This window comes from Streptomyces sp. NRRL F-6492, assembly GCF_001280125.1.
Classification (GTDB): domain Bacteria; phylum Actinomycetota; class Actinomycetes; order Streptomycetales; family Streptomycetaceae; genus Streptomyces.
The window spans coordinates 174,562-198,487 of the sequence record NZ_LGEG01000001.1 but is presented as its reverse complement, the minus strand read 5'-3'; the positions used below and the strand labels follow the sequence as shown (position 1 = coordinate 198,487).

The 23,926-nt window shown below is 70.2% G+C and carries 21 protein-coding genes; 9 read left to right on the top strand and 12 right to left on the bottom strand.

The window, feature by feature from the left end:
* Positions 1-19: 19 nt before the first annotated feature.
* The 6 genes from gyrB to dnaA all read right to left on the bottom strand — a co-directional run bounded on the left by gyrB (position 20) and on the right by dnaA (position 9,466).
* Entirely contained in the window at positions 20-2,050 is a 2,031-nt protein-coding gene (gene gyrB, locus ADL08_RS00820) for a DNA topoisomerase (ATP-hydrolyzing) subunit B (RefSeq protein ID WP_053640030.1), read from the bottom strand.
* A 720-nt stretch (positions 2,051-2,770) separates the two neighbouring features.
* On the bottom strand, positions 2,771-3,340 hold the full coding sequence (locus tag ADL08_RS00815; protein ID WP_053640029.1) for a DUF721 domain-containing protein: 570 nt from the start codon (positions 3,338-3,340) through the stop codon (positions 2,771-2,773).
* Between the two features lie 13 nt (positions 3,341-3,353).
* Entirely contained in the window at positions 3,354-4,475 is a 1,122-nt protein-coding gene (recF, locus tag ADL08_RS00810) for a DNA replication/repair protein RecF (RefSeq protein WP_053640028.1), read from the bottom strand.
* 56 nt (positions 4,476-4,531) lie between these two features.
* A complete protein-coding gene (gene gnd, locus ADL08_RS00805; RefSeq protein ID WP_053640027.1) occupies positions 4,532-5,410 on the bottom strand; it encodes a phosphogluconate dehydrogenase (NAD(+)-dependent, decarboxylating) in 879 nt (292 codons plus the stop codon).
* A gap of 186 nt (positions 5,411-5,596) precedes the next feature.
* Entirely contained in the window at positions 5,597-6,727 is a 1,131-nt protein-coding gene (gene dnaN / locus ADL08_RS00800; RefSeq protein ID WP_030205035.1) for a DNA polymerase III subunit beta, read from the bottom strand.
* Positions 6,728-7,684: 957 nt separating this feature from the next.
* The gene (gene dnaA, locus ADL08_RS00795) at positions 7,685-9,466 is read right to left on the bottom strand and encodes a chromosomal replication initiator protein DnaA (protein WP_053640026.1); all 1,782 of its coding nucleotides are present in this window, start codon (positions 9,464-9,466) and stop codon (positions 7,685-7,687) included.
* A 396-nt stretch (positions 9,467-9,862) separates the two neighbouring features.
* On the opposite strand from dnaA, the gene rpmH reads away from it, so the two are divergent.
* The 9 genes from rpmH (at position 9,863) to ADL08_RS00750 (ending at position 16,552) form a co-directional block, all read left to right on the top strand.
* Positions 9,863-10,000 carry a 50S ribosomal protein L34 gene (gene rpmH, locus ADL08_RS00790; protein WP_006381191.1) on the top strand — a complete coding sequence of 46 codons (138 nt, stop codon included), beginning with the start codon at positions 9,863-9,865 and terminating at the stop codon, positions 9,998-10,000.
* A 21-nt stretch (positions 10,001-10,021) separates the two neighbouring features.
* Positions 10,022-10,393 (top strand): ribonuclease P protein component, encoded by a 372-nt coding sequence (gene rnpA / locus ADL08_RS34945; protein ID WP_078489585.1) that lies wholly within the window; start codon positions 10,022-10,024, stop codon positions 10,391-10,393.
* Entirely contained in the window at positions 10,390-10,716 is a 327-nt protein-coding gene (gene yidD, locus ADL08_RS00780; RefSeq protein WP_053640024.1) for a membrane protein insertion efficiency factor YidD, read from the top strand. The genes rnpA and yidD overlap by 4 nt, the downstream gene beginning before the upstream one ends.
* Positions 10,717-10,719: 3 nt before the next feature.
* Positions 10,720-12,048 (top strand): membrane protein insertase YidC, encoded by a 1,329-nt coding sequence (gene yidC / locus ADL08_RS00775; protein WP_053640023.1) that lies wholly within the window; start codon positions 10,720-10,722, stop codon positions 12,046-12,048.
* A 30-nt stretch (positions 12,049-12,078) separates the two neighbouring features.
* A complete protein-coding gene (locus ADL08_RS00770; protein ID WP_053640022.1) occupies positions 12,079-12,591 on the top strand; it encodes a protein jag in 513 nt (170 codons plus the stop codon).
* 93 nt (positions 12,592-12,684) lie between these two features.
* Positions 12,685-13,425: a 16S rRNA (guanine(527)-N(7))-methyltransferase RsmG gene (rsmG, locus tag ADL08_RS00765; protein WP_420709538.1), complete on the top strand. Its 741-nt coding sequence runs from the start codon at positions 12,685-12,687 to the stop codon at positions 13,423-13,425.
* Between the two features lie 272 nt (positions 13,426-13,697).
* The gene (locus ADL08_RS00760; RefSeq protein WP_078967887.1) at positions 13,698-14,792 is read left to right on the top strand and encodes a ParA family protein; all 1,095 of its coding nucleotides are present in this window, start codon (positions 13,698-13,700) and stop codon (positions 14,790-14,792) included.
* Positions 14,789-15,769, top strand: a complete 981-nt coding sequence (locus tag ADL08_RS00755) for a ParB/RepB/Spo0J family partition protein (protein ID WP_053640019.1) — start codon at positions 14,789-14,791, stop codon at positions 15,767-15,769. Before ADL08_RS00760 ends, ADL08_RS00755 begins: the two co-directional genes overlap by 4 nt.
* Positions 15,770-15,934: 165 nt before the next feature.
* On the top strand, positions 15,935-16,552 hold the full coding sequence (locus tag ADL08_RS00750; RefSeq protein WP_053640018.1) for a GNAT family N-acetyltransferase: 618 nt from the start codon (positions 15,935-15,937) through the stop codon (positions 16,550-16,552).
* An 87-nt stretch (positions 16,553-16,639) separates the two neighbouring features.
* On the opposite strand, the gene trxA is transcribed toward ADL08_RS00750, so the two are convergent.
* From trxA to murJ, 6 genes are all read right to left on the bottom strand, one after another.
* Complete coding sequence (gene trxA / locus ADL08_RS00745; protein ID WP_053640017.1) at positions 16,640-16,972, bottom strand: thioredoxin; 333 nt, start codon at positions 16,970-16,972, stop codon at positions 16,640-16,642.
* A gap of 47 nt (positions 16,973-17,019) precedes the next feature.
* The gene (trxB, locus tag ADL08_RS00740; protein WP_053640016.1) at positions 17,020-18,003 is read right to left on the bottom strand and encodes a thioredoxin-disulfide reductase; all 984 of its coding nucleotides are present in this window, start codon (positions 18,001-18,003) and stop codon (positions 17,020-17,022) included.
* Between the two features lie 136 nt (positions 18,004-18,139).
* On the bottom strand, positions 18,140-19,069 hold the full coding sequence (locus tag ADL08_RS00735) for a hypothetical protein (RefSeq protein ID WP_053640015.1): 930 nt from the start codon (positions 19,067-19,069) through the stop codon (positions 18,140-18,142).
* Entirely contained in the window at positions 19,066-19,800 is a 735-nt protein-coding gene (gene sigM / locus ADL08_RS00730) for an RNA polymerase sigma factor SigM (RefSeq protein ID WP_420709544.1), read from the bottom strand. Before sigM ends, ADL08_RS00735 begins: the two co-directional genes overlap by 4 nt.
* Positions 19,797-21,488 carry a protein kinase family protein gene (locus tag ADL08_RS00725; protein ID WP_053640013.1) on the bottom strand — a complete coding sequence of 564 codons (1,692 nt, stop codon included), beginning with the start codon at positions 21,486-21,488 and terminating at the stop codon, positions 19,797-19,799. Before ADL08_RS00725 ends, sigM begins: the two co-directional genes overlap by 4 nt.
* 117 nt (positions 21,489-21,605) lie before the next feature.
* On the bottom strand, positions 21,606-23,921 hold the full coding sequence (gene murJ / locus ADL08_RS00720) for a murein biosynthesis integral membrane protein MurJ (protein WP_053640012.1): 2,316 nt from the start codon (positions 23,919-23,921) through the stop codon (positions 21,606-21,608).
* Between the last annotated feature and the right edge of the window lie 5 nt (positions 23,922-23,926).

Here is a 23,926-nt window from a genome sequence, read left to right as displayed (position 1 = left end):
ACGGTCAGCTGGGACCGACTCAGATGTCGAGGAAGCGGACGTCCTTGGCGTTCCGCTGGATGAACGAGCGGCGTGCCTCGACGTCCTCGCCCATCAGCACCGAGAACAGGTCGTCGGCCTGGGCCGCGTCGTCCAGGGTCACCTGGCCGAGCACCCGGTGCTCGACGTCCATGGTGGTGACGCGCAGCTCCTCGGCGTTCATCTCGCCGAGGCCCTTGAAGCGCTGGATCGAGTCCTCGCGGATCCGCTTGCCGTTCTGCTTGCCCAGCTCGACGAGCGCGTCCCGCTCCCGGTCCGAGTAGGCGTACTCGAAGTCGTCCCGGCCCCACTTGATCTTGTAGAGCGGCGGGCGGGAGAGGTAGACGTGACCGGCCTCGACCAGCGGGCGCATGAAGCGGAAGAGGAAGGTCAGCAGCAGGGTGTTGATGTGCTGGCCGTCGACGTCGGCGTCCGCCATCAGGATGATCTTGTGATAGCGGAGCTTCTCGATGTCGAAGTCCTCGTGCACGCCGGTGCCGAAGGCGGAGATCAGCGCCTGGACCTCGGTGTTCTGCAGGATCTTGTCGATGCGGGCCTTCTCGACGTTCAGGATCTTGCCGCGGATCGGCAGGATGGCCTGGTACATCGGGTTGCGGCCGGACTTGGCCGAGCCGCCGGCGGAGTCGCCCTCGACGATGAAGATCTCGCACTTGGACGGGTCGTTCGACTGGCAGTCGGAGAGCTTGCCCGGCAGGGACGCCGACTCCAGGAGGCCCTTGCGGCGGGTCAGGTCGCGCGCCTTGCGGGCGGCCACGCGCGCGGTGGCGGCCTGGATGCCCTTGCGGATGATGTCCGCGGCCTCGTTCGGGTTGCGGTCGAACCAGTCCGTCAGGTGCTCGTGGACGACCTTCTGGACGAAGGTCTTCGCCTCGGTGTTGCCGAGCTTGGTCTTCGTCTGGCCCTCGAACTGCGGCTCGCCGAGCTTGACCGAGATGATCGCGGTCAGGCCCTCGCGGATGTCGTCACCCGTGAGGTTGTCGTCCTTCTCGCGGAGCAGCTTCTTGTCGCGCGCGTACTTGTTGACCAGCGTGGTCAGCGCGGCGCGGAAGCCCTCCTCGTGCGTACCGCCCTCGTGGGTGTGGATCGTGTTCGCGAAGGAGTACACGCCCTCGCTGTACGAGGAGTTCCACTGCATCGCGATCTCGACCGAGAGCAGGCGCTCCTTGTCCTCGGCCTCGATGTCGATGACGGTGGGGTTGACCAGCTCGCCCTTGCGTGAGTTGAGGTACTTCACGAAGTCGACGATGCCGCCCTCGTAGTGGTACTCGACCGTGCGGGCGGGCGCCTCGGCGGCGGCCTCGGCGTCCGGGTCGTCGGCGCCGACCGTGGCCTTCGCGGACTCGCGCTCGTCGGTGAGCGTGATGGTGAGGCCCTTGTTGAGGAAGGCCATCTCCTGGAAGCGGCGCGAGAGCGTCTCGAAGGAGTACTCGGTGGTCTCGAAGATGTCCGGGTCGGCCCAGAAGGTCACCGACGTGCCGGTCTCCGCGGTCGCCTCGTGCTGGACGAGCGGGGCCGTCGGGACGCCCATCTTGTAGTCCTGCGTCCAGCGGTGGCCGTCCGTCCGGATCTCGACGGAGACCTTGGTGGACAGGGCGTTCACGACCGAGACGCCGACGCCGTGCAGACCGCCGGAGACGGCGTAGCCGCCGCCGCCGAACTTGCCGCCCGCGTGCAGCACGGTGAGGACGACCTCGACGGCCGGCTTGCCCTCGGAGGCCACGATGCCCACCGGGATGCCGCGGCCGTTGTCGATGACGCGGACGCCGCCGTCGGGCAGGATCGTCACGTCGATGGTGTCGGCGTGGCCGGCCAGGGCTTCGTCGACCGAGTTGTCGACGACCTCCTGCACCATGTGGTGCAGACCGCGCTCGCCGGTCGAGCCGATGTACATGCCAGGGCGCTTGCGCACGGCATCCAGGCCTTCGAGGACCTGGATGTTGCTGGCGGTGTACTGGTTGTTCTCGTTGGGGTTGCCGGAATCGGCCACGAAGCGCCCTTTCTGGCACAGCACAGGCCGTTCTCCGGGCATGCGGGAGCGGCTGCGTCGTTCGACATGTTCCGCAGGGTGGCGGGATTGTCTTCCAGTCTACCGGTAGCGCCGACACTCATGGGGGTTTGCCGGTACCTGAGTCCGCATGTGCCGCCCTGGGCGGTAGCGAGACGACTCCCCATATCCGGATAGGGGCTCCAGAGCCCTCTGACGGCCACCTAGCGCTTCGAGTCGTAGCGCGGCGTGGGCGGCGGGGGCCCCACGTTGTCAGCGCGTGATCGATGACGGCACGGGGGCGGGGTCCGGTTCCGCCGCGGGGCGCGGGTCGGGTCTGTCGTGGGGCGCGGGTCGGCTCCGCCGTGGGGCGGGGTTCGGGTCTGTCGTGGGGCGCGGATCGGTTCCGTCGCGGGGCGCGCTCCGCCTCGTTGCGGGCAGGTGTTCCGCCCCGCTACGAGGGCGCACTCCGCTCCCGCCGGGGGCGCGCTCCGCCTTGTCGTGGGCGCGCGACCTGTTCCCGCGACGGGCGAACGCCCCGCCCGCCGCCGGGGACGCGCCCGCCCCGTCGTGGGCAGACGTTCCGCAGTGCGGAACGGGTGGGCACGACGACACCGGCACGGTGCCCTCCCCTTGTACCGACGTACCCGCGTACCCACGTACCGACGTACCCGCCTCACCCGCACCACGAGAACGAGGGCGCGAAGGGCGACCCCGCGCCGAGGAGGACCCCGGCCGCCCGGCGCCCTAGCCGTACGTGTCGCCCGGGCCCACCGACCCCGGCGCCCGCAGCGGCCCGTACCCCCGCCTCGGCGCCCCCGGTCCCAGCACCTTGATCAGCCGTACCGTCCCGTGCCCCAGGTCCTCGTTGAGCCGCGCGACGAGCTTCGGCGCGAGGAGTCGCAGCTGCGTGGCCCACGCGGTCGAGTCGCACTGCACGGTCAGCACGCGCGCGTCCGGCTCGTCGTCGAACCTCACCGGTACGCAGTGCTTCGCCAGGTCCTCGCCGACGATCTGCGGCCAGCGGCCCATGACCCCGCCGACCGCCGCCGGCGTCTCCCAGCCCCGCTCGGTGATCAGCCGGTTGATCGCGGCGCCGAGCGCCATCGGGTCGCGCCCGTCGGCGCGCGCGCCGGACCGCAGCCCGCCGCCGCGCCGGGCCTGCTTCTTCTGCTGCGCGGCCGCGCCCCGCGCCTTCGCCTGCTCCTTGGCGGCACGCAGTGCCACCCGGGCGAGGTCGACGCCCGAGGACTCGGGGACCGCGGTTCCGGATGCCGCGGGACCGTCCACAGGCTGGGGAAGGTTCTCCTCGCTCATGCGCGCTCCACGGTCATACGCGTTCCACCGTCCCGCCGGCCACCTCGTACCGGGCCCCGGCGAGCACGCCCGGCACGTCGTCGTCCACGGCGGCCGTCACCAGGACCTGCTCGCCGTGCGCCACCAGCTCCGCGAGCCGCTCGCGCCGGCGCGCGTCCAGCTCGGCGAAGACGTCGTCGAGGACGAGGACCGGCTCGTTGCCCTCGGCCCGCAGCAGGTCGTACGAGGCGAGCCGCAGCGCCAGGGCGTACGACCAGGACTCGCCGTGGCTCGCGTACCCCTTCGCGGGCAGGTCCCCGAGCTTGAGCAGCAGCTCGTCCCGGTGCGGCCCGACGAGCGTGACGCCCCGCTCGATCTCCTGCTTGCGGACCTCGGCGAGGGCGGCGAGCACCTGCTCGTACAGCTCCTCGCGGGTGCTCCCGGCGCCGGGCGCGGAGGGCCGGTACTCCAGGAGGATCGGCCCGCCGCCGGGCGCGAGCTGTTCGTACGCCTTGTCCGCGAGCGGCTGGAGGACGCCGATGAGGTCGAGCCGCTGGGCGAGCAGCTCGGCGCCCGCCCGCGCCAGGTGCTGGTCCCAGACGTCCAGGGTCGACAGGTCCATGCCCCGCCCGCCGTGCCGCCGGGCCATCGCGGCCGACTTCAGGAGCGTGTTGCGCTGCTTGAGCACGCGCTCGTAGTCGGAGCGAACGCCCGCCATGCGCGGCGCGCGCGCCGTGATCAGCTCGTCGAGGAAGCGCCGGCGCTCGCCGGGGTCGCCCTTCACCAGGGCGAGGTCCTCGGGGGCGAACAGCACGGTCCGTACGATCCCCAGGATGTCCCGCGGTCTGACCTGCGAGGACCTGTTGACGCGGGCGCGATTGGCCCGGCCCGGGTTGAGCTCCAGCTCGATCAGCTGGGAGCGCTCGCCCTGGGTGACGGCGGCCCGGACGACCGCGCGCTCCGCCCCCATCCGCACGAGCGGGGCGTCGGAGGCGACGCGGTGGCTGCCGAGGGTCGCGAGATAGCCGACGGCCTCGACCAGGTTGGTCTTGCCCTGGCCGTTCGCGCCCACGAAAGCGGTGACGCCCGGGTCGAGCGGGACCTCGACCCGGGCGTAGGAGCGGAAGTCGGCCAGCGACAGATGCGTGACGTGCATGGTTGGGCGCCGACCTTCCCCGGCTGCTGTGCACCGCCGGGTGCACAGCCTGTGGATTACTTCTTCGTCTCGACCGCGTGGCCGCCGAACTGGTTGCGCAGCGCGGCGATCATCTTCATCTGCGGGGAGTCGTCCTGGCGCGAGGCGAACCGCGCGAACAGGGACGCGGTGATCGCCGGCAGCGGTACGGCGTTGTCGATGGCGGCCTCGACGGTCCACCGGCCCTCGCCGGAGTCCTGGGCGTAGCCCCGCAGTCCGTCCAGGTGCTCGTCCTCGTCCAGGGCGTTGACGGCCAGGTCGAGCAGCCAGGAGCGGATGACCGTGCCCTCCTGCCAGGAGCGGAAGACCTCGCGGACGTCGGTGACGGAGTCGACCTTCTCCAGGAGCTCCCAGCCCTCGGCGTACGCCTGCATCATCGCGTACTCGATGCCGTTGTGGACCATCTTCGCGAAGTGGCCGGCGCCGACCTTGCCCGCGTGGACCGAGCCGAAGTCGCCCTCGGGCTTGAGCGCGTCGAAGACCGGCTGGACCTTCGCCACGTTCTCGGCGTCGCCGCCGTACATCAGCGCGTAGCCGTTCTCCAGGCCCCACACGCCGCCGGAGACGCCGCAGTCGACGAAGCCGATGCCCTTGGCCGCCAGCTCCTCGGCGTGCTTCTCGTCGTCCGTCCAGCGCGAGTTGCCGCCGTCCACGACGACGTCGCCGGGGGAGAGCAGGTCGGCCAGCTCGTCGATGGTGGACTGGGTCGCGGCACCGGCCGGGACCATGACCCACACGACGCGCGGACCCTTGAGCTTGCCCACAAGCTCTTCGAGGCTGTGGACGTCGGCGAGGTCCGGGTTGCGGTCGTATCCGATGACGGTGTGGCCTGCGCGGCGGATGCGCTCGCGCATGTTGCCGCCCATCTTGCCGAGACCGACGAGACCGAGCTCCATCAGAGATTCCTTAAGCGTCGTGTGCGGTTCGTACCCGCGTCCGAGCCTACGCCCGGACGCGGGTGCACACCTGTGGGGTCAGCCGCTCAGGCGACGCCCCGCAGCAGGGCGTCGACCGCCGAGGCGCACCGGCGCACCGCGGTCTCCCGGGGGACGACCCCGGCCCCCGGCAGGACCCGCCGGACGTCAGCCGCTGAGGCGCACCGGCATGATCAGGTACTTGTAGGCCTCGTCCGCCTCGGCGTCCACGGCGGGCTTGCCGCTGAGCAGCGCCGGCTTGGTGGAGGTCGTGAAGGAGAGCTGGGCGACGGGGGAGTCGATCGCGCTCAGACCGTCGAGCAGGAAGGTCGGGTTGAAGGCGATCGAGATGTCGTCGCCCTCCAACTGCGCGTCGACCCTCTCCACAGCCTGTGCGTCGTCGCTGGAGCCCGCTTCCAGGATCAGCACGCCCTGCTCGAAGCTCAGCCGGACCGGGGTGTTGCGCTCGGCCACCAGGGCCACGCGCTTGACGGCCTCGACGAAGGGGGCGGTCTCGATCACCGCGACCGAGTTGAACTCGGTGGGGAAGAGCGTCCGGTACTTCGGCAGGTCGCCTTCGAGCAGGCGGGTGGTGGTGCGGCGGCCCGCGCCCTCGAAGCCGATGAGGCCCTCGCCCTTGCCGGAGCCCGAGAGCGCCAGGGTGACCGTGTCGCCGCTGGTGAGCGCCTTGGCGGTGTCCAGGAGGGTCTTCGCGGGCACCAGGGCGACCGCGGAGGCGTCCGGGGACTCCGGCTTCCACAGGAACTCGCGGACCGCGAAGCGGTAGCGGTCGGTGGAGGCCAGGGTGACCGTGTCGCCCTCGATCTCGATGCGCACGCCGGTGAGGACGGGCAGCGTGTCGTCACGGCCGGCGGCGATGGCCACCTGGGCGGCGGCGGAGGCGAAGACCTCACCGGGGACGGTGCCCGTCGCGGTGGGCATCTCCGGAAGCGCCGGGTACTCCTCCACGGGCAGGGTGTGGAGGGTGAAGCGGGAGGAGCCGCAGACCACGGTCGCCCGTACACCGTCTGTGGAGATCTCCACCGGACGGTTGGGGAGGGCGCGGCAGATGTCGGCGAGCAGGCGGCCGGAGACGAGGACGGTGCCGTCCTCCTCGACCTCCGCCTCGACCGAGACCCGCGCGGAGACCTCGTAGTCGAAGCTCGAGAAGCTCAGGGCGCCGTCCTCGGCCTTCAGCAGAAGGCCCGCGAGTACGGGCGCCGGCGGACGGGCCGGGAGGCTGCGGGCCACCCAGGCCACCGCCTCGGCGAGTACGTCGCGCTCCACCCGGATCTTCACCGGAACCGCCTCCTGCTTGTTGCTGGCTCTTCGTCGACTGCGGGAACCAGTCTGACGTACGCCGCCGACACTCGGTGCTGCTCCGGGTCAAGTCGGGACGAGGGGCGGGCGGAGCTCCGGCGCCGAGTTGTGCACAGGCCCTGCTTCAAAGCGGATTCCGAGCTAACTCTAGGTGGGAGTAGTAGTAGGGCCTGTGGAAACGGTGGATAACCCCGTCCACGCAGGTCAGACCCAGTTTTTTGTCCACCGTGCCTGTGGGTGGAACCAGTGGATAACCGGGGGTCTCTGTGGACACCCGAAAGTTCTGCACACCCCATACACAGGACACAGGGAGTTCTCCCCAGCGCTGTCCCCAGCTTTACCCAGGTTCCCCACAGGCCAATCGTCTCCCTTGGTGTGACGCCTTTCACTCGTCGAGGTGAGGACGGGTGTTTCGTTGCCGAACAGTGGACAGGGCTGTGGAGAAGCTGTGGGCAACAGGCCGTCCCCTGTGGGCAGCCGGTGGACAACCGTCGAGACCCCCTGTGGACGAAAGTTCCGTCCACAGCCTGTGGATAACGTTTGCCAACAATTCCCCAAGGGTCTGAGCTGGAGTGATCCTCTGTCGCCAGGCGCACCTGTGGACAAAATCCGGATAACTTCGCAGTCCCCACCCTGTGGACGGGTGATCATCCCGCAATCTGTGGAGAACCCGCCAGCGGAACGACGCAATCGAACAGGGCCACCTCGTCGCCCACCCGTCTCCGGGCTGTCCCCAGCCTGTGTTCAACCCCCGACGGGTCCCTGCCCGGCCTCCGAGCGGCCCGCTCCGACGGTCCTGAGCCCCCGAGACGCCCTCCCGGGAGCGCCCCCGGGAAACCCCCGGAAACCCCTGGAAACCCCCGGGAACGCCTGAGGGCGCCCCGGGAGGAGTCCCGGGGCGCCCTGTGGGAAGCCGTACCGACCGTGTCGGCCCTGTCAGCCGTTCTTGATGCGGTTGGTCAGTTCGGTGACCTGGTTGTAGATGGAGCGCCGCTCCGCCATCAGGGCGCGGATCTTCCGGTCCGCGTGCATCACCGTCGTGTGGTCGCGGCCGCCGAACTGCGCGCCGATCTTCGGCAGCGACAGGTCCGTGAGCTCGCGGCACAGGTACATGGCGATCTGGCGGGCCGTCACCAGGACGCGGCTGCGCGAGGATCCGCAGAGGTCCTCCACCGTCAGGCCGAAGTAGTCGGCGGTGGCCGCCATGATCGCGGGAGCGGTGATCTCCGGAGCGCTGTCCTCGCCGCCCGGGATCAGGTCCTTGAGGACGACCTCGGTGAGCCCGAGGTCGACCGGCTGCCGGTTGAGGCTCGCGAAGGCCGTCACCCGGATCAGCGCGCCCTCCAGTTCGCGGATGTTCCGCGAGATCCGGGAGGCGATGAACTCCAGTACCTCCGGCGGGGCGTTGAGCTGCTCCTGCACCGCCTTCTTGCGGAGGATCGCGATGCGCGTCTCCAGCTCCGGCGGCTGCACGTCGGTGGTGAGGCCCCACTCGAAGCGGTTGCGGAGCCGGTCCTCCAGGGTCACCAGCTGCCGGGGCGGCCGGTCCGAGGAGAGCACGATCTGCTTGTTCGCGTTGTGCAGGGTGTTGAAGGTGTGGAAGAACTCCTCCTGCGTCGACTCCTTGCTCGCCAGGAACTGGATGTCGTCGACGAGCAGGATGTCCACGTCGCGGTAGCGCTTGCGGAAGGTGTCGCCCTTGCCGTCGCGGATCGAGTTGATGAACTCGTTGGTGAACTCCTCGGAGCTCACGTACCGCACGCGCGTGCCCGGGTAGAGGCTCCGCGCGTAGTGCCCGATCGCGTGCAGCAGATGGGTCTTGCCGAGCCCCGACTCCCCGTAGATGAAGAGGGGGTTGTACGCCTTCGCCGGCGCCTCGGCCACCGCGACCGCGGCCGCGTGCGCGAACCGGTTCGAGGAACCGATCACGAAGGTGTCGAAGAGGTACCGCGGGTTCAGCCGCGCGTGCTGCTCGCCCGGCGCGCCGGAGCCCTGCCCGGAGGAGCCGGAGGACGGGGAACCGTGGACGCCCCCGGGGCCGGGGACCGGGCCGCCGCCCGGCCGGGGGCCGGGACGCGCGGAGTGGCTCGGCGGGTCGGGCAGCTCGGCGCGCTCGGGCCGCTGCTGCTCGTAGCCGTGGGAGGGCTCGTCGTAGCGCGTCTGCCGGGGCTGCTCGGGCCCGGTGTACGGCGCCCGCTCCTGGTAGCCGCCGAGGCGCGGCTGCTGCCAGGAGAGGTCCTCCTGGGTGCGCGGCCAGGAGCCGGGATCGGGCCGCTGCGGCTGCTGGTAGTCCGGATAGGCCGGGCGGGCGGTCGGCAGCCCGTCGTCGGACATCGGCCGGTGGCCGTAGCCGTCGTACTTCTCGTACCGCTCGGGCCGGTCGCGCTCGTCGTAGCGGGACTGCTGCGGCTGCGGCACGGTGGGCGCGGGCGGCGTCTGCTCGCCGACGGAGTCGTCGACGGTGATCGCGATCCGGATCGGCCGGCCGCACTCACGGCTGAGGGTCTCGCTGATCAGCGGGGCGAGCCGGCCCTCCAGGACGCGCTTGCCCCACTCGTTGGGCACGGCCAGGAGGGCCGTGTCGGCGACCAGGGCGAGCGGCTGACAGCGCTCGATCCACTGCTTGTCCTTGGGCTCGATCCCCTGCTGGCCCTCGGCGAGGAGCTGTTCGAGGACCCGCGGCCACACTGCGGCAAGATCGGCAGGTACGTCAGCCACAGGGCACGCTTTCTCGCAGGTCCCACGAAGGTGTGGTTCTCGGGGACGGTGGATCGAAGTCCGGAAGACCGGCCCGTTGAGGACAGGTGAGGACAGAACGGAAAAGATTGTGGAGTCCGCCCACGGTAGTCGGGCGGACTGACGTGGTTCAAGTTGTTGTCCACAGCCTGTGCACAATGGGGGGTGGCGACAGGTCGGTTTGACCGGATGGCGTAGCCGCGCGTACCGTAACCAGGTCGAGTTGTCGATGGCTGCTGCCGCCTGCCTCCGATGGGCAAAGATCACTCTCCGTGATCACGAAGCGGTGCACTCGGGCGTATTGCGAGCTACTCGTGGGCGCACGGTGACAGCCAGGCGATGTCCCGCCACCACCCGAATCATTTCTGGAGCCCCCGAGTGAGCAAGCGCACCTTCCAGCCGAACAACCGTCGTCGCGCGAAGACCCACGGCTTCCGCCTGCGCATGCGCACCCGCGCCGGTCGCGCCATCCTGGCGAACCGCCGTGGCAAGGGTCGCGCGAGCCTGTCCGCCTGATCCACTTAAACAGGTCATGACGTGCTGCCTACCGAGAATCGGCTGAGGCGGCGCGAGGACTTCGCAACCGCGGTACGCCGAGGGCGCCGGGCCGGTCGCCCGCTCCTCGTCGTCCACCTACGCAGCGGTGCAACGGACCCGCACGCGCCTGGGGAGAGCGCTCCCCCGACGCGTGCGGGTTTCGTCGTGAGCAAGGCCGTGGGCGGTGCGGTCGTACGCAACCAGGTGAAGCGTCGTCTGCGTCACCTCGTCCGCGACCGCCTCTCCGCCCTGCCCCCCGGTAGCCTGGTGGTGGTACGGGCGTTGCCCGGAGCCGGCGACGCCGATCACGCACAGCTGGCCCGAGACCTGGACGCCGCTCTTCAGCGGCTCCTGGGAGGGGGCACGCGATGAAGTACCCGCTGCTGGCTCTCATCAAGCTGTACCAGTGGACGATCAGCCCCCTGCTGGGCCCCGTCTGCCGGTACTACCCGTCGTGTTCCCGCTACGGATTCACGGCCATCGACCGGCACGGCGCGATCAAGGGCACGGCCCTGACCGCCTGGCGCATCCTGCGGTGCAATCCGTGGTCGCCCGGCGGTGTGGACCACGTCCCCCCGCGGAAGCGCCCCCGCTGGCACGAAATGCTGAGGAACGCGTTGCGCGGCGACAAGGGCGGGTCCACCGCCGAGACGAGCCCGGCCGCAGAGACCTCGCCCAATGCTCAAGGAGCCTGATTAGTGGACACGATTGCCAGTCTGTTCAGCTTCATCACCTGGCCCGTTTCCTGGGTCATCGTCCAGTTCCACAAGGTGTACGGAGCGGTCTTCGGTCCCGACACCGGGTGGGCCTGGGGTCTGTCCATCGTGTCCCTCGTGATCCTGATCCGCATCTGTCTGATCCCGCTCTTCGTGAAGCAGATCAAGTCGACGCGGAACATGCAGGCGCTCCAGCCGAAGATGAAGGCGATCCAGGAGCGCTACAAGAGCGACAAGCAGCGGCAGTCCGAAGAGATGATGAAGCTGTACAAGGAGACGGGCACCAACCCGCTCTCCTCGTGCCTTCCCATCCTGGCCCAGTCGCCGTTCTTCTTCGCCCTGTACCACGTGCTGTCCAACATCGCGTCGGGCAAGGAGATCGGCGTGATGAACCAGGCGCTGGTCGACAGCGCCCGGCAGGCCCACATCTTCGGCGCCCCGATCGCCGCGAAGTTCATGGACAGCCCGGAGAAGGTCGAGGCCCTCAACGCCTCGCTGACCGACGTCCGCATCGTCACCGCGATCATGATCATCATGATGTCGGCCTCGCAGTTCTTCACCCAGCGCCAGCTGATGATGAAGAACGTCGACCTCTCGGTGAAGACCCCGTACATGCAGCAGCAGAAGATGCTCATGTACATCTTCCCGGTGATCTTCGCCGTCATGGGCATCAACTTCCCCGTCGGCGTCCTCGTCTACTGGCTGACCACCAACGTGTGGACCATGGGCCAGCAGATGTACGTGATCAACCAGAACCCGACGCCGGGCAGCAAGGCCCAGGACGCCTATCTCCAGCGCCTCCTCAAGAGCATCACCCACCACGGTGAGGTCCGCGGCCGTCGCCGGAAGAGCGTCGTCAAGGTCGTCGTCGCCAAGGGCAGCGACCGCAACGAGAACGAGCGCCGCTTCTTCGGAAGCCTCGCCAAGGCGGGCTTCGCCGCCCAGGCCGACGGCACCGTGGTCAAGAGCGACACCGTCACGGCCGAGGCCGAGGGCGGTGGCGTCGCCAAGCGCCAGCAGCCCAAGCGCCAGACCAAGGCCCAGCGCCAGGCCGCGGTCCAGCAGGCCGTGGCGAAGGAGATCGAGGACGGCTCCGGGCCGACCGCCGAGAAGGCGGCTCCCTCGCTGGAGAAGAAGCCCCAGGGGCCGGCCGGGACCGGTGCCTCCGAGGCCGTCGACGGGAAGGGCGAGGCCCAGGGCGACAAGCCCACGCGCCCGAGCCGTGCCAACTCCGGCGGCTCCCGCCAGCAGGGCAAGACCGGCCAGCGCAAGGGCCAGCAGCGGCCCAAGCACCCGTCCTCCAAGAAGTAAGCCTCCCCCGACGCAAGAAGGAGCCCGTCCGTGACGGAAGGCACCACCTCCGCCGCCGCCGAGGGTGGCGACACCCTGACCCGCCTGGAGCAGGAGGGCGAGATCGCGGCCGACTACCTCGAAGGCCTGCTCGACATCGCCGACCTCGACGGCGACATCGACATGGACGTCGAGGCGGACCGGGCAGCGGTCTCGATCGTCAGCGACTCCAGCAGCCGTGACCTCCAGAAGCTCGTCGGCCGTGACGGCGAGGTCCTGGAAGCCCTCCAGGAGCTGACCCGTCTGGCCGTGCACCGGGAGACCGGGGACCGCAGCCGCCTGATGCTCGACATCGCCGGCTTCCGGGCCAAGAAGCGTTCCGAGCTCGCCGAGCTGGGCGCCAAGGCCGCGGCCGAGGTGAAGGCCGACGGCCAGCCGGTCAAGCTCGACCCGATGACGCCGTTCGAGCGCAAGGTCGTCCACGACGCGATCGCCGCCGCCGGTCTGCGCAGCGAGTCCGAGGGCGAGGAGCCGCAGCGCTTCGTCGTCGTGCTCCCGGCCTGACCCCTCACGTAGTCTCGGCCCCGTCTGTTCACAGGCGGGGCCGATCTTTGTCAGCCCGATAGTCAGCCACCACAGTGCGCTCGCACGTCATGCGTGCGGTACGGAAGGACGGTTCCCGTGACGGAGGCAGCGGAGCTCGCCGAGGCGCCGGAGCAGGCACGGACAGTCTTCGGTGAGTACTTCCCGGAGGCCGTGCGGTACGCCGAGCTCCTCGCGGACGCGGGTGTGAAGCGCGGTCTGATCGGTCCGCGCGAGGTCCCGAGGCTCTGGGAACGCCATCTGCTGAACTGCGCCGTCCTCTCGGAGGTCGTTCCCGAGGGCGTCACCGTCTGCGACGTCGGCTCGGGGGCCGGCCTGCCCGGCATCCCCCTGGCCCTGGTCCGGCCGGACCTGAAGATCACGCTCCTGGAACCGCTGCTGCGCCGGACGAACTTCCTCCAGGAGGTCGTCGAACTGCTCGGCCTCGACCACGTCACCGTGGTCCGTGGGCGCGCGGAGGAGATGCTCGGCAAGATCACGCCCGTGCACGTGGTGACCGCGCGCGCGGTGGCTCCGCTGGACCGGCTGGCCGGCTGGGGCGTCCCCCTGCTGCGTCCGTACGGAGAGATGCTGGCGCTCAAGGGCGACACCGCCCAGGAGGAGATCGACGGCGCCCGCGCCGCCCTCTCCCGGCTCGGCGTGGTGGAGACCTCTGTACTGCACGTGGGTGAGGGCATCGTCGATCCCCTGTCCACGGTTGTCCGGGTGGAGGTCGGTGAGAGCCCCGGCGGCGTGCGGTTCGCGGCCAAGCGGGCCAAGGCCGCCCGTACGAGCAAGACCCGTCGGCGCCGCTGACGGGACGCTGTCGGCGGGGGCCGCTGACGCCGCCGGGCGTCGCATACGTCCCATTTCGGAGTGTCGACCGGTCCCGGCGGAGCGGCACGGGCATGGTGTTTCACGTGAAACATCGCTCACTGCTGCAGGGGATCATCAGCCGCGGTCGCGCGGCCACCATGCCCCGGGACCGTAGGCCTCGCGTGAATCCACCCGCGAGGGTTACGGAGATGTCCACAGAGGTGGATTCATCCACAGAACCACCGACCTCGCTGGTTCGCGACCCCGAAAGCATGGCAGGCTCTCCCCATCGCGAGCCCGAAGTCGAGGAGAGTGAATCCTTGCGGTCCGACGCCAACATCGCGGGACCGATGACCGATCCGGTCCCCGGTCCCCGAACCGAATCGGTGGGAGGCGATGTTTCACGTGAAACATCGCCCCCCATGGAAACGCCGCCCCCCATGGACGACACCCCCATCGGTCGTGCTGCCCAGATGGCAGTAGAGGCCCTGGGGCGTGCCGGTGAGGGGCTTCCCCGCCCGGCCCAGACTCGCGTCATGGTGGTCGCCAACCAGAAGGGCGGCGTGGGCAAGACGACCACGACGGTCAACCTTGCCGCCTCCCTCGCCCTGCACGGCGCCCGCGTCCTGGTCATCGACCTGGACCCGCAGGGCAACGCCTCCACGGCGCTCGGCATCGACCACCACGCCAGCGTCCCCTCGATCTACGACGTCCTGGTGGACAGCCGGCCGCTCTCCGAAGTGGTGCAGCCCGTCATGGACGTGGAAGGCCTCTTCTGCGCCCCCGCCACCATCGATCTCGCCGGTGCGGAGATCGAGCTGGTGTCGCTGGTGGCGCGTGAGAGCCGTCTCCAGCGGGCGATCCAGGCCTATGAGCAGCCGCTGGACTACATCCTGATCGACTGTCCGCCCTCGCTCGGGCTCCTCTCGGTCAACGCCCTGGTGGCGGGGGCCGAGGTGCTGATCCCGATCCAGTGCGAGTACTACGCCCTCGAAGGCCTCGGTCAGCTCCTGAAGAACGTCGACCTGGTCCGTGGACACCTCAATCCCACGCTCCACGTCTCGACCATCCTGCTCACCATGTACGACGGCCGGACGAGGCTCGCCTCCCAGGTCGCCGAGGAGGTGCGCACCCACTTCGGCGAGGAGGTGCTGCGCACCAGCATCCCCCGGTCCGTCCGTATCTCGGAGGCGCCGAGCTACGGCCAGACGGTGATCACGTACGATCCGGGCTCCAGCGGTGCCCTGTCGTACATCGAGGCGGCTCGTGAGATCGCCCTTCGGGGCGTCACCGTGAACTATGACGCCCAGCACACACGTGTGGGGCACCAGAACCATCAGCGCAGCATGTCGGAGGGAATTCAGTGAGTGAGCGACGTAGGGGATTGGGGCCGCGCGGGCTCGGTTCGCTGATCCCGCAGAGCGCTCCGTCTCCCGAATCGGCGGTGGCATGGGCCGAGGCCGTGAAGGCGGCCGAGCCGCAGGTCCCCGCCGGGGCGTACTTCACCGAGCTCCCGCTCGACGCCATCGTGCCCAACCGGCACCAGCCGCGACAGATCTTCGACGAGGACGCCCTCGCGGAGCTGGTCACCTCCATCAAGGAGGTCGGTCTGCTCCAGCCCGTGGTCGTGCGCAAGGTCGACGGCGACCGCTATGAGCTCGTCATGGGTGAGCGCCGTCTGCGGGCCTCCACGACGGCGGGCCTGGACAAGATCCCCGCGATCGTCCGGGAGACCGACGACGAGAAGATGCTCCTGGACGCCCTCCTGGAGAACCTCCACCGGGCGCAGCTGAACGCGATCGAAGAGGCGCACGCCTACGAGCAGCTCCTCAAGGACTTCGGCTGCACCCATGACCAGCTCGCGGACCGGATCGGACGCTCCCGTCCGCAGATCTCCAACACGCTGCGACTGCTGCGCCTCTCTCCCCCGGTGCAGCGCCGGGTCGCCGCCGGAGTGCTCTCCGCCGGCCACGCGCGGGCCCTGCTCGGTGTGGAGGACATGGAGGCCCAGGACAAGCTGGCGGCCCGGATCGTCTCCGAGGGCCTCTCGGTGCGGTCCGTCGAGGAGATCGTGAGCCTCATGGACTCCGAGGGGTCCGCCGGTGCGGTCAAGCCGAAGAAGCCGCGGGCCGGCGCTCGTGTCTCGCCCGCCCTCACGGATCTGGCCACTCGTCTCTCGGACCGCTTCGAGACCCGGGTGAAGGTCGACCTGGGGCAGAAGAAGGGCAAGATCGTCGTCGAGTTCGCCTCCATGGACGACCTGGAGCGGATCCTCTCGACCCTGGCTCCCGGCGAGGGCCGGGTCCTGGACCAGAAGGGTGCCGAACAGGGCGCCAAGGGCTGACCCCTGTGCTTCCCCCGTTTCGACGGGGCTGAGGGCGGGCCGTGCTCCGGTTCCATCGGGGCGTGGCCCGCCCTTTGCCTGGGAGCGGTGTTCTCCCGATCGCCTGATCGATACGATTCCAAGAGGCACATTCGTACGCGAAGGCGAGGGAAGCGAGGAACAGCCGTGGGGCGTCGGCTCGTACCGCTCACGCTGGACAACCTTCCGGATCTCCCCGAGCGGTGTCGCTCCTGTGTCTTCTGGGAGCTCGACCCGGTCAGCGGCGAGGCCGCCGTGAAGGCGGGGCGATCGGAACCGGAGAAGGAGTCCTGGATCTCGGCCGTGCTCCTGGAGTGGGGCTCCTGCGGACGGGTGGTCTACGTCGACGAGGTGCCGGTCGGCTACGTCCTCTACGCTCCCCCGGCCTATGTGCCGCGGTCGACGGCCTTTCCGACGAGTCCCGTCGCGGCGGACGCCGTCCAGCTGATGACGGCGTGGATCATGCCGGGCTACCAGGGCCAGGGGCTGGGGCGGGTGATGGTGCAGACCGTGGCCAAGGACGTGTTGAGGCGGGGCTTCAAGGCGATCGAGGCGTTCGGGGACGCCCGGTGGAAGGAGCCGGCCTGTGTGCTGCCTGCCGATCATCTGCTCGCGGTGGGCTTCAAGACCGTCCGGTCGCACCACGCCTTTCCCCGGCTGCGGCTGGACCTCAGGACGACGCTCTCCTGGAAGGAGGACGTCGAGCTGGCCCTGGACCGCCTGCTCGGAGTCGTACAGAAGGAACCCGCTCTGCGTCCGCTCTAGCCCGGGCACGAGAACGGCCCGCTCCCGGTGAGGGAGCGGGCCGCTGCTGTTTCCTATGAATGTTTCACGTGAAACAGCGAAGGAGCATCAGGCCTTGGTGGGCTCGACGAAGCCCTCCAGGTCGCGCAGGATGGCGGCCTTCGGCTTGGCGCCGACGATGGTCTTCACGACCTCGCCGCCCTGGTAGACGTTCAGCGTCGGGATGGACATGACGCCGTACTTGGCAGCCGTGGCCGGGTTCTGGTCGATGTTGAGCTTCACGATCTCGATCTCGCCGTGCTCGGCGGCGATCGCCTCGAGCGACGGGGCGATCTGGCGGCACGGGCCGCACCACTCGGCCCAGAAGTCCACCAGAACGGGCTTGTCGCTCTTGAGGACTTCCTCTTCGAAGTTGGCGTCGGTCACAGACTTCAGGGCCACAGCGGCCTCCTTGAACTCGCGGGGTGTGGGCGGGGGAAAGGCGGGGGTCAGACCACGGGGGTCTCGGCCAGCTTCTCGGGCTCGGCCACCTTCTCGGTGTCGGCGAGGGCGGCCAGGAAGCGCTCGGCGTCGAGCGCGGCGGAGCAGCCGGTACCGGCGGCCGTGATGGCCTGGCGGTAGGTGTGGTCGACGACGTCGCCGGCGCCGAAGACACCCGGGAGGTTCGTGCGCGTCGACGGGGCGGCGACCTTGAGGTAGCCCTCGTCGTCCAGCTCCAGCTGGCCCTTGAAGAGCTCGGTCCGCGGGTCGTGGCCCACGGCGATGAAGAGGCCGGTGACCGGGAGCTCACGGGTCGCGCCGGTCTTCGTGTCCCGCAGGGTCAGACCGCTGAGCTTCTGGTCGCCGTGGATCGTGGTGACCTCGCTGTCCCAGGCGAAGGAGATCTTCGGGTCGGCGAAGGCGCGGTCCTGCATGGCCTTCGAGGCGCGCAGGGTGTCGCGGCGGTGGACGATCGTGACGGACCTGGCGAAGCGCGAGAGGAAGGTGGCCTCCTCGATCGCGGTGTCGCCGCCGCCGACGACGGCGATGTCCTGGTCCTTGAAGAAGAATCCGTCGCAGGTGGCGCACCAGGAGACACCGCGGCCGGAGAGGGTGTCCTCGTTGGGCAGGCCGAGCTTGCGGTGCTGGGAGCCCGTGGTAACGATGACGGCCTTGGCGCGGTGCACGGTGCCGGCGGTGTCGGTGACGGTCTTGATCTCGCCGGTCAGGTCCACGGCGACGACGTCGTCGGGGACGAGCTCGGCGCCGAAGCGCTCGGCCTGGGCCCGCATGTTGTCCATGAGGTCCGGGCCCATGATGCCGTCACGGAAGCCGGGGAAGTTCTCGACCTCGGTCGTGTTCATCAGGGCGCCACCGGCGGTGACCGCGCCCTCGAAGACCAGCGGCTTCAGCGACGCTCGGGCTGTGTAGAGCGCAGCGGTGTATCCCGCGGGCCCCGAGCCGATGATGATCACATTACGGACGTCGCTCACGGGTTTCTTCCTCGTCTCTGCAGACTGCCACTGCCTACGGGGCGGTTGTCTCGGTCGCTCACCCCACCCAACGGATCCTAAGGTGTGTGCATTCCCGAGACCGCCGCGCGGCACGTGACCAGGGCGGGAAGAGGGGTCAGGAGCGGGGGTAGGCCTGGCTGAGGAGCACCTCGGCGGCGGGGGCCCCGCTCTCCGCCCGATCGGCACAGGAGGCGTCGAGCACATAGGCCCGGACCTGTGTGGTGTCGGTGGGATCCGTGAGGACGAGCAGATAGGCGGGCTTCCCCTGGTACTCGCCCCGCTCGTGGCCCAGCACCGCCTCGGTGCGGCCGGTGCCGGCGAGGACGCAGGCGGGCACGGCGCCGTTCTCGCTGCGCCGGGGAGTCACGGCCCCGGTGTCGGAGGACATGGATTCGGGCCCGATGCCCTGAGGGGTTCTCAGCGTCCTGTCCTGGGCCAGGAGGTCCTGGACCCGCTTCTCGACGGGTGATCCGGAGAAGGGGGCGGCGGCGGTCCGGGCAGAGGCATCGGCCTGCTTCGTACCGGCCGCCACGCCGTCGCCGGCCGTGTCGCCCGCCTGGCTGAGGTACAGGCTCGTACCGAGGAGCACGGCGCCGAAGGCGGCGCCGATCGTGGAGAGCAGGGCGATCCTGCGGCGGGGCCGCTTGGAGCGACCCGGGCCGGTGGCCGCACGGGGACGCCCGGCGGGACGGTCCGGGGCCGGGGAGGAAGGCGGTGTCTCCATGGAGGAGCGCGATGTTTCACGTGAAACAGGGGTGTCGCTCTCGCCGTCCGGGGAGGTGGCGTCGAGCAGGGCCTCGGCGGCGAGGGCGGCGTCGATCCGGCCCGCGATCTCGGCGGGCATCCGAGGCGGTCCGGGCAGGGTGCCGAGCAGGCTCCGGATCTCCTCCAGGGAGGACCGTACGTCCGCGCAGAGGGGACAGTCGTCCACGTGCCGGCGTACGGCCGCGGAGCGGGACGGCGAGAGCAGCCCCTCGGCCAGGTCGGAGATCTCCGAGACGTCCGGGTGCTGTGTGGTGTCAGCCCTGTCGGCCGTGGAAGTCACGCGCGCCCACCTCCGCCCTTCACAGCAGCTGGATCAGTCGGTCCGGTGTCCGTCGGCCCCGGCACCGGTGGGACGGATGTCCCCGGCGTCCGGTTCCTTCCCCCTTCGGCGACCTCGTTACCCACGGTGTCGGTACGCAGATGAGTGACCATCGGAAGGAGACGGGCCCGGCCCCGCGCGCAGCGGCTTTTCACGGTTCCGGCGGGAACGCCGAGAATACGGGCTGCTTCCGCGACCGGGTATCCCTGCATGTCGACCAGGACGAGGGCGGCCCGCTGGTCTGCGGGGATCGAGGCGAGCGCGGCCAGGACCTCGCGGTGGAGGTCCCGGCGCTCCACGGGCGCCTCGGCGGACTCGTGGGGGTCGAGAAGCTGCTCGAAACGATCGTCGTCGTTGACGGGCGAGGTCCTGCGGGAAGCGGTCTTGCGCGCCCGGTCGAGACAGGCGTTCACCGTGATCCGGTGGAGCCAGGTCGTGACGGCCGACTGGCCGCGGAAGGTGTGGGCGGCCCGGAAGGCCGAGAGAAGGGCGTCCTGAACGGCGTCAGCGGCCTCCTCGCGGTCCCCCAGGGTCCGCAGGGCCACCGCCCACAACCGGTCCCGATGCCGCCGCACCAGCTCACCGAAGGCGTCGGGGTCCCCGTCGACGTGACGGGCCAGGAGTTCCCGATCGTCGGTGGCCTCGTCTATCGGATCGTCCAACGGTGAGCCCCCTCCCTCTGCGGCCGTCAGCCCAGGATCTTGATTTCCGTCAGCTTGCCGCGGAAGCCCCCGTCGTTGGCGGGCAGCTCGGTGAGCCAGATCAGAACGTAGCGGGTGGTGACGGGGACGGCGGTCTTCAGCGTCACGTCGCTGCCGGAACCGGAGGCCCGGGTGGTGAACTGGTCGGGCATGGTCGGCTCCGACGTCGCGTCCGCGGGGGCCGTCCGCAGCTCCACCGAGGTGTCTCCCAGGAAGGCCAGGTCGACCGAGCTGATCTTCTGGGCCTTGCCCAGGTCGAGGACGAGACCCACGCCGGACTTGAGCTTGCCCAGGTCGGCGGTCACGTAGTTCTCGGTGTGCCAGAAGGTACTGGGATCCCCGTCGTAGGCGTTCGGTATGGCTTGGGGCTTCTCCGCCCCGTTGCCCAGCGGGTCGAAGTCGTGCGCGGATTCGATGGCCACCGGCTTAGGCGCCACCGGCTTCTCGTCGGTGACGACCGTCGGGACCGGGTCCGGTGTCTTGGAGGTGTTCTTCGGGCCGAGGAGGCGGTCGGCGATCTGCCAGCTGCCCAGGCCCAGGGCGGCGATCAGCAGGGCCGAGACGGCCCACTTCAACGCCTTGCCGGTGCGGCCCTGGAGCGGGGGCGGGGGGACGACGACCGTCTGGGTGGCCGCCGGGTGCGGCTGGGGACGCCCGTACGTGCCCTGCTGGTACGTCGTGCGCTGGTACTCGGGCGGGGCGGTGAACTCGGGCTCCGGCGGCTTCACGCGGGGCATCGTGGACACGGCCCTGGCCAGCTCGTCCGGCGTGGTGCAGGGCGGCTCCTGGCGCGAGGCGGTGGCCCCGTCGTTGACGAGGGCGCGCATGGCGATCTCGGAGAGGCCCCGGTGGACGCCGGCACGGACCTGGTCGGGAGGAAGCAGTCCGACGCCCTTGGGCAGCCCGGAGAGGCCGTAGGCGTCGGTCTCGTACGGCCAGCGCTGGGTGAGCGACGCGTACAGCAGGGCGCCGATGGCCTCGGTGTCGTTGCGCTGCGGACGCTCGGCCGTGATGCCGCGCAGGGCGGCGTTCACGGCGAGGCCCCGGATGCGGTACTGGCCGGTGGAGCTGCGCAGGACCGCGCTCGGGGTGAGCCGGAGGTGGGAGAGGCCTTCGCGGTGGGCGGCGGCCATGGCCTGGGAGACCTGGCTGACGAGCTGGTAGGCGTCGTGGGCCTCCAGCGGACCGGAGGCGAGCAGCGCCGTCAGCTCGACGGAGTCGGGCAGCCACTCGTGCACGACGTACACGAGGTCGTTCTCCTCGACGGCGTCGAGGACCTGGACGAACCGGGGGTCGCCGAGGAGGGCGGCGGAGCGGGCCGCGGCCAGGACCGAACGCGCCCGGGGGTGGTCGGCGGGCAGCAGATGGACCCCGACGGCACGCCGGAGCTTCTCGTCGACGGCCCGCCAGCTGCTGAAGCCGTCCAGACGAGTGACGCACTCCTCCAGCCGGTAGCGCCGGGCCAGTTTGTGGCCGCTGTGCAGTTCCGGAGCCGTGAGGGAGGGCTGTTCACCGCTCTGTCGTTCGACCGCCTTGCTCTCCGTGGCCTCGGCGGTTTTCTCCGCCGTCTTCTCTTCTTCCGCCACCCCGTCGGTCGCGGCCTTGTCCGCCTTGGCGGTCAGCGGGTCGTCACCGCTGTTGTCGGCCACGTCGACGGCAGCCGTGCTACGTTCCGCCACCGTCGTTCCTGCCTCCCCATCCGTTGCGCCACATCCAACAGCCAAGCCAATTGTGCCCACAGTCGGACGCTATGCACGACACGCGGTCCCCGCCGATGGTTGTGCGGGACCTCAGGTTCAGCGTCCCAGACGGCCGCGGACCATGCCGACCAGGGTGTTCAGTTCGGTGATCCGCATGCGCTTGGCCGCGACGAAGAAGACTCCGAGGAGCACGGCCCCGCCGACGGCCAGGGCGACGAGCGAGCCGAGCGCACCCTCGCCGAGCAGCTTCAGGAGGCCGAACCCGACGGCACCGGCCACGAGCGCGGCGGGCACGGAGGCCATGCACAGCCGGGCGTAGGTCCGCAGCACGTGGGTGCCGTCCAGGTCGCCGCCCAGCCGGTTGCGGAGCCGGCGCCAGGCGATGCCGACACCGACCGCGTAGGCGAGGCCGTACGAGGCGGCCATGCCCACGACGGCCCACTGGGCGGGCAGGACGACGTAACAGATCGCCGAGGCGGCCGCGTTGACGGCGGCGACGATGACCGTGTTGTAGAAGGGCGTCCGGGTGTCCTCGTAGGCGTAGAAGCCGCGGAGCACGACGTACTGGACGGAGTAGGGGATCAGGCCGAGGCCGAAGGCCATCAGGATGAAGCCCATGCCCTGGGCGGCCTCGATGCCGCTGGAGGCGTAGAGCAGGGTGCACATCGGGACGCCGAGCGCCAGGAAGGCGAAGGAGACCGGGACGATCGCGACGGCCGAGTTCCGCAGGCCCTGCGAGATGTCGTCGCGGACGGCGCCCGGGTCGTCGTCGTGGGCGGCGCGGGAGATCCGCGGCAGCAGCGCGGCCATCACGGAGACGGTGATGATGGCCTGCGGCATGCCCCAGATCAGCTGGGCGTTGGAGTAGGCGAGGAAGCCCGCGCCGTTCTTCCCGGACTCCTCGCCGGCGGCGGTGGCGAGCTGGGTGACGACCAGGACGCCCGCCTGGTTGGCGAGGACGAAGAGCACGGTCCACTTGGCGAGCTTGACGGTCTTGCCGAGCCCGTGGCCCTTCCAGTCGAAGCGGGGCCGGAAGCGGAAGCCCGTCTCGCGCAGGTACGGGATCATCGCCAGGGCCTGGACGACGAGGCCGAGCAGGGTGCCGATGCCGAGCAGGCGGATGCCCTCGTCCGGGATGGTCCGCACGCCCATCTGGGACTCGGCGGAGGTGCCGTAGACCCAGATGAACAGGCCGAAGGTGACGATCATGACGATGTTGTTGAGGACCGGGGTCCACATCATCGCGCCGAACTTGCCGCGGGCGTTGAGGATCTGCCCCATCACCACGTGCACGCCCATGAAGAAGATCGTGGGCAGGCAGTAGCGGGCGAAGGTGACGGCCACGCTGTTGGCCGCCGCGTCGTCGGCGATGGTGTTCGACATGAGCCGGATCAGCAGCGGCGCGGCGAAGACGGCCAGGGCGACGATCGCGGCGAGCGCCACCATGACCAGGGTGAGCAGACGGTTGGCGAAGGCCTCGCCGCCGTCCTCGTCGTTCTTCATCGACCGGACGAGCTGGGGGACAAAGACCGAGTTGAGGCCGCCGCCGACGGTGAGGATGTAGATCATCGTCGGCAGGGTGTAGGCGATGGTGAAGGTGTCGCCGAGCAGGGCGGCGCCGAGCGCGCCGGTGATCACCAGGCTGCGGACGAAGCCGGTCAGCCGGGAGACCAGGGTGCCGGCCGCCATCACCGCACTCGACTTGAGCAGCCCGGAGGCGCGGCCGGTCTTCTTGGGGGCGGGCGCGGGCAGCGGGTCCGGCTCCGGGGTGGGCGGGGGCACCTGACCGGGCGCCTGCTGGTCCCGGTAGAGGTGCGCGAAGGCGTCCGGCTCGGGCGTCTCCTCGCTCGCCCGGGTCACCAGGTCGTCGACGCCGGTGAACTGGACCGTGCGCGCGTCGTCGCCGTACGGCAGGTGGCGCGAGGGGCCGTCGGGCTCCGGCGCCGGGGTCTGCGCCCACACCCGGGGGTCGGGGGCGTGCGGGGGCACGGCCGGCTGCTGGTAGAGCACCTGGGGGTCCTGGTAGGTGCCGGGGGGCGGCGGCGGGTGCGCGGCGCGGTCGTAGAGCGCCTCGGTCACCGGATCCTGCGCGGAGAGGTCCTGCGCCCGGTACGGATCGTGGGCGTAGGCGTCCTGGACGTAGGGGTCCTGCGCGTAGGAGTTCTGGGCGTAGGGATCCTGTGCGGGGGGGCCTTGTGCGTACGGGTCCTGCCCGTACGGATCCTGCGCGTAGGGCGGCTGCTGCGCGTAGGGCGGCTGCTGCGCGTAGGGCGGCTGCTGTGCGGGGGCTCCGCCCTGCTGCGGGTACGGAGCCGGCGGGTGGCCGGAGCCCGAGGGTGCCGCGGGCGTGCCACCGGACGGCTCGGTGCCGCCCGCGCCCTGGCCGCGGTCACCGTCGTACGGCGCGTTCATGGTTA

Excerpts from the sequence above, each read along its gene's own strand:
- ADL08_RS00815 (WP_053640029.1), bottom strand. The coding sequence starts at position 3,340 with ATGAGCGAGGAGAACCTTCCCCAGCCTGTGGACGGTCCCGCGGCATCC.
- recF (WP_053640028.1), bottom strand. The coding sequence starts at position 4,475 with ATGCACGTCACGCATCTGTCGCTGGCCGACTTCCGCTCCTACGCCCGG.
- gnd (WP_053640027.1), bottom strand. The coding sequence starts at position 5,410 with ATGGAGCTCGGTCTCGTCGGTCTCGGCAAGATGGGCGGCAACATGCGC.
- yidD (WP_053640024.1), top strand. The coding sequence starts at position 10,390 with ATGAAGTACCCGCTGCTGGCTCTCATCAAGCTGTACCAGTGGACGATC.
- ADL08_RS00760 (WP_078967887.1), top strand. The coding sequence starts at position 13,698 with ATGGCAGGCTCTCCCCATCGCGAGCCCGAAGTCGAGGAGAGTGAATCC.
- murJ (WP_053640012.1), bottom strand. The coding sequence starts at position 23,921 with ATGAACGCGCCGTACGACGGTGACCGCGGCCAGGGCGCGGGCGGCACC.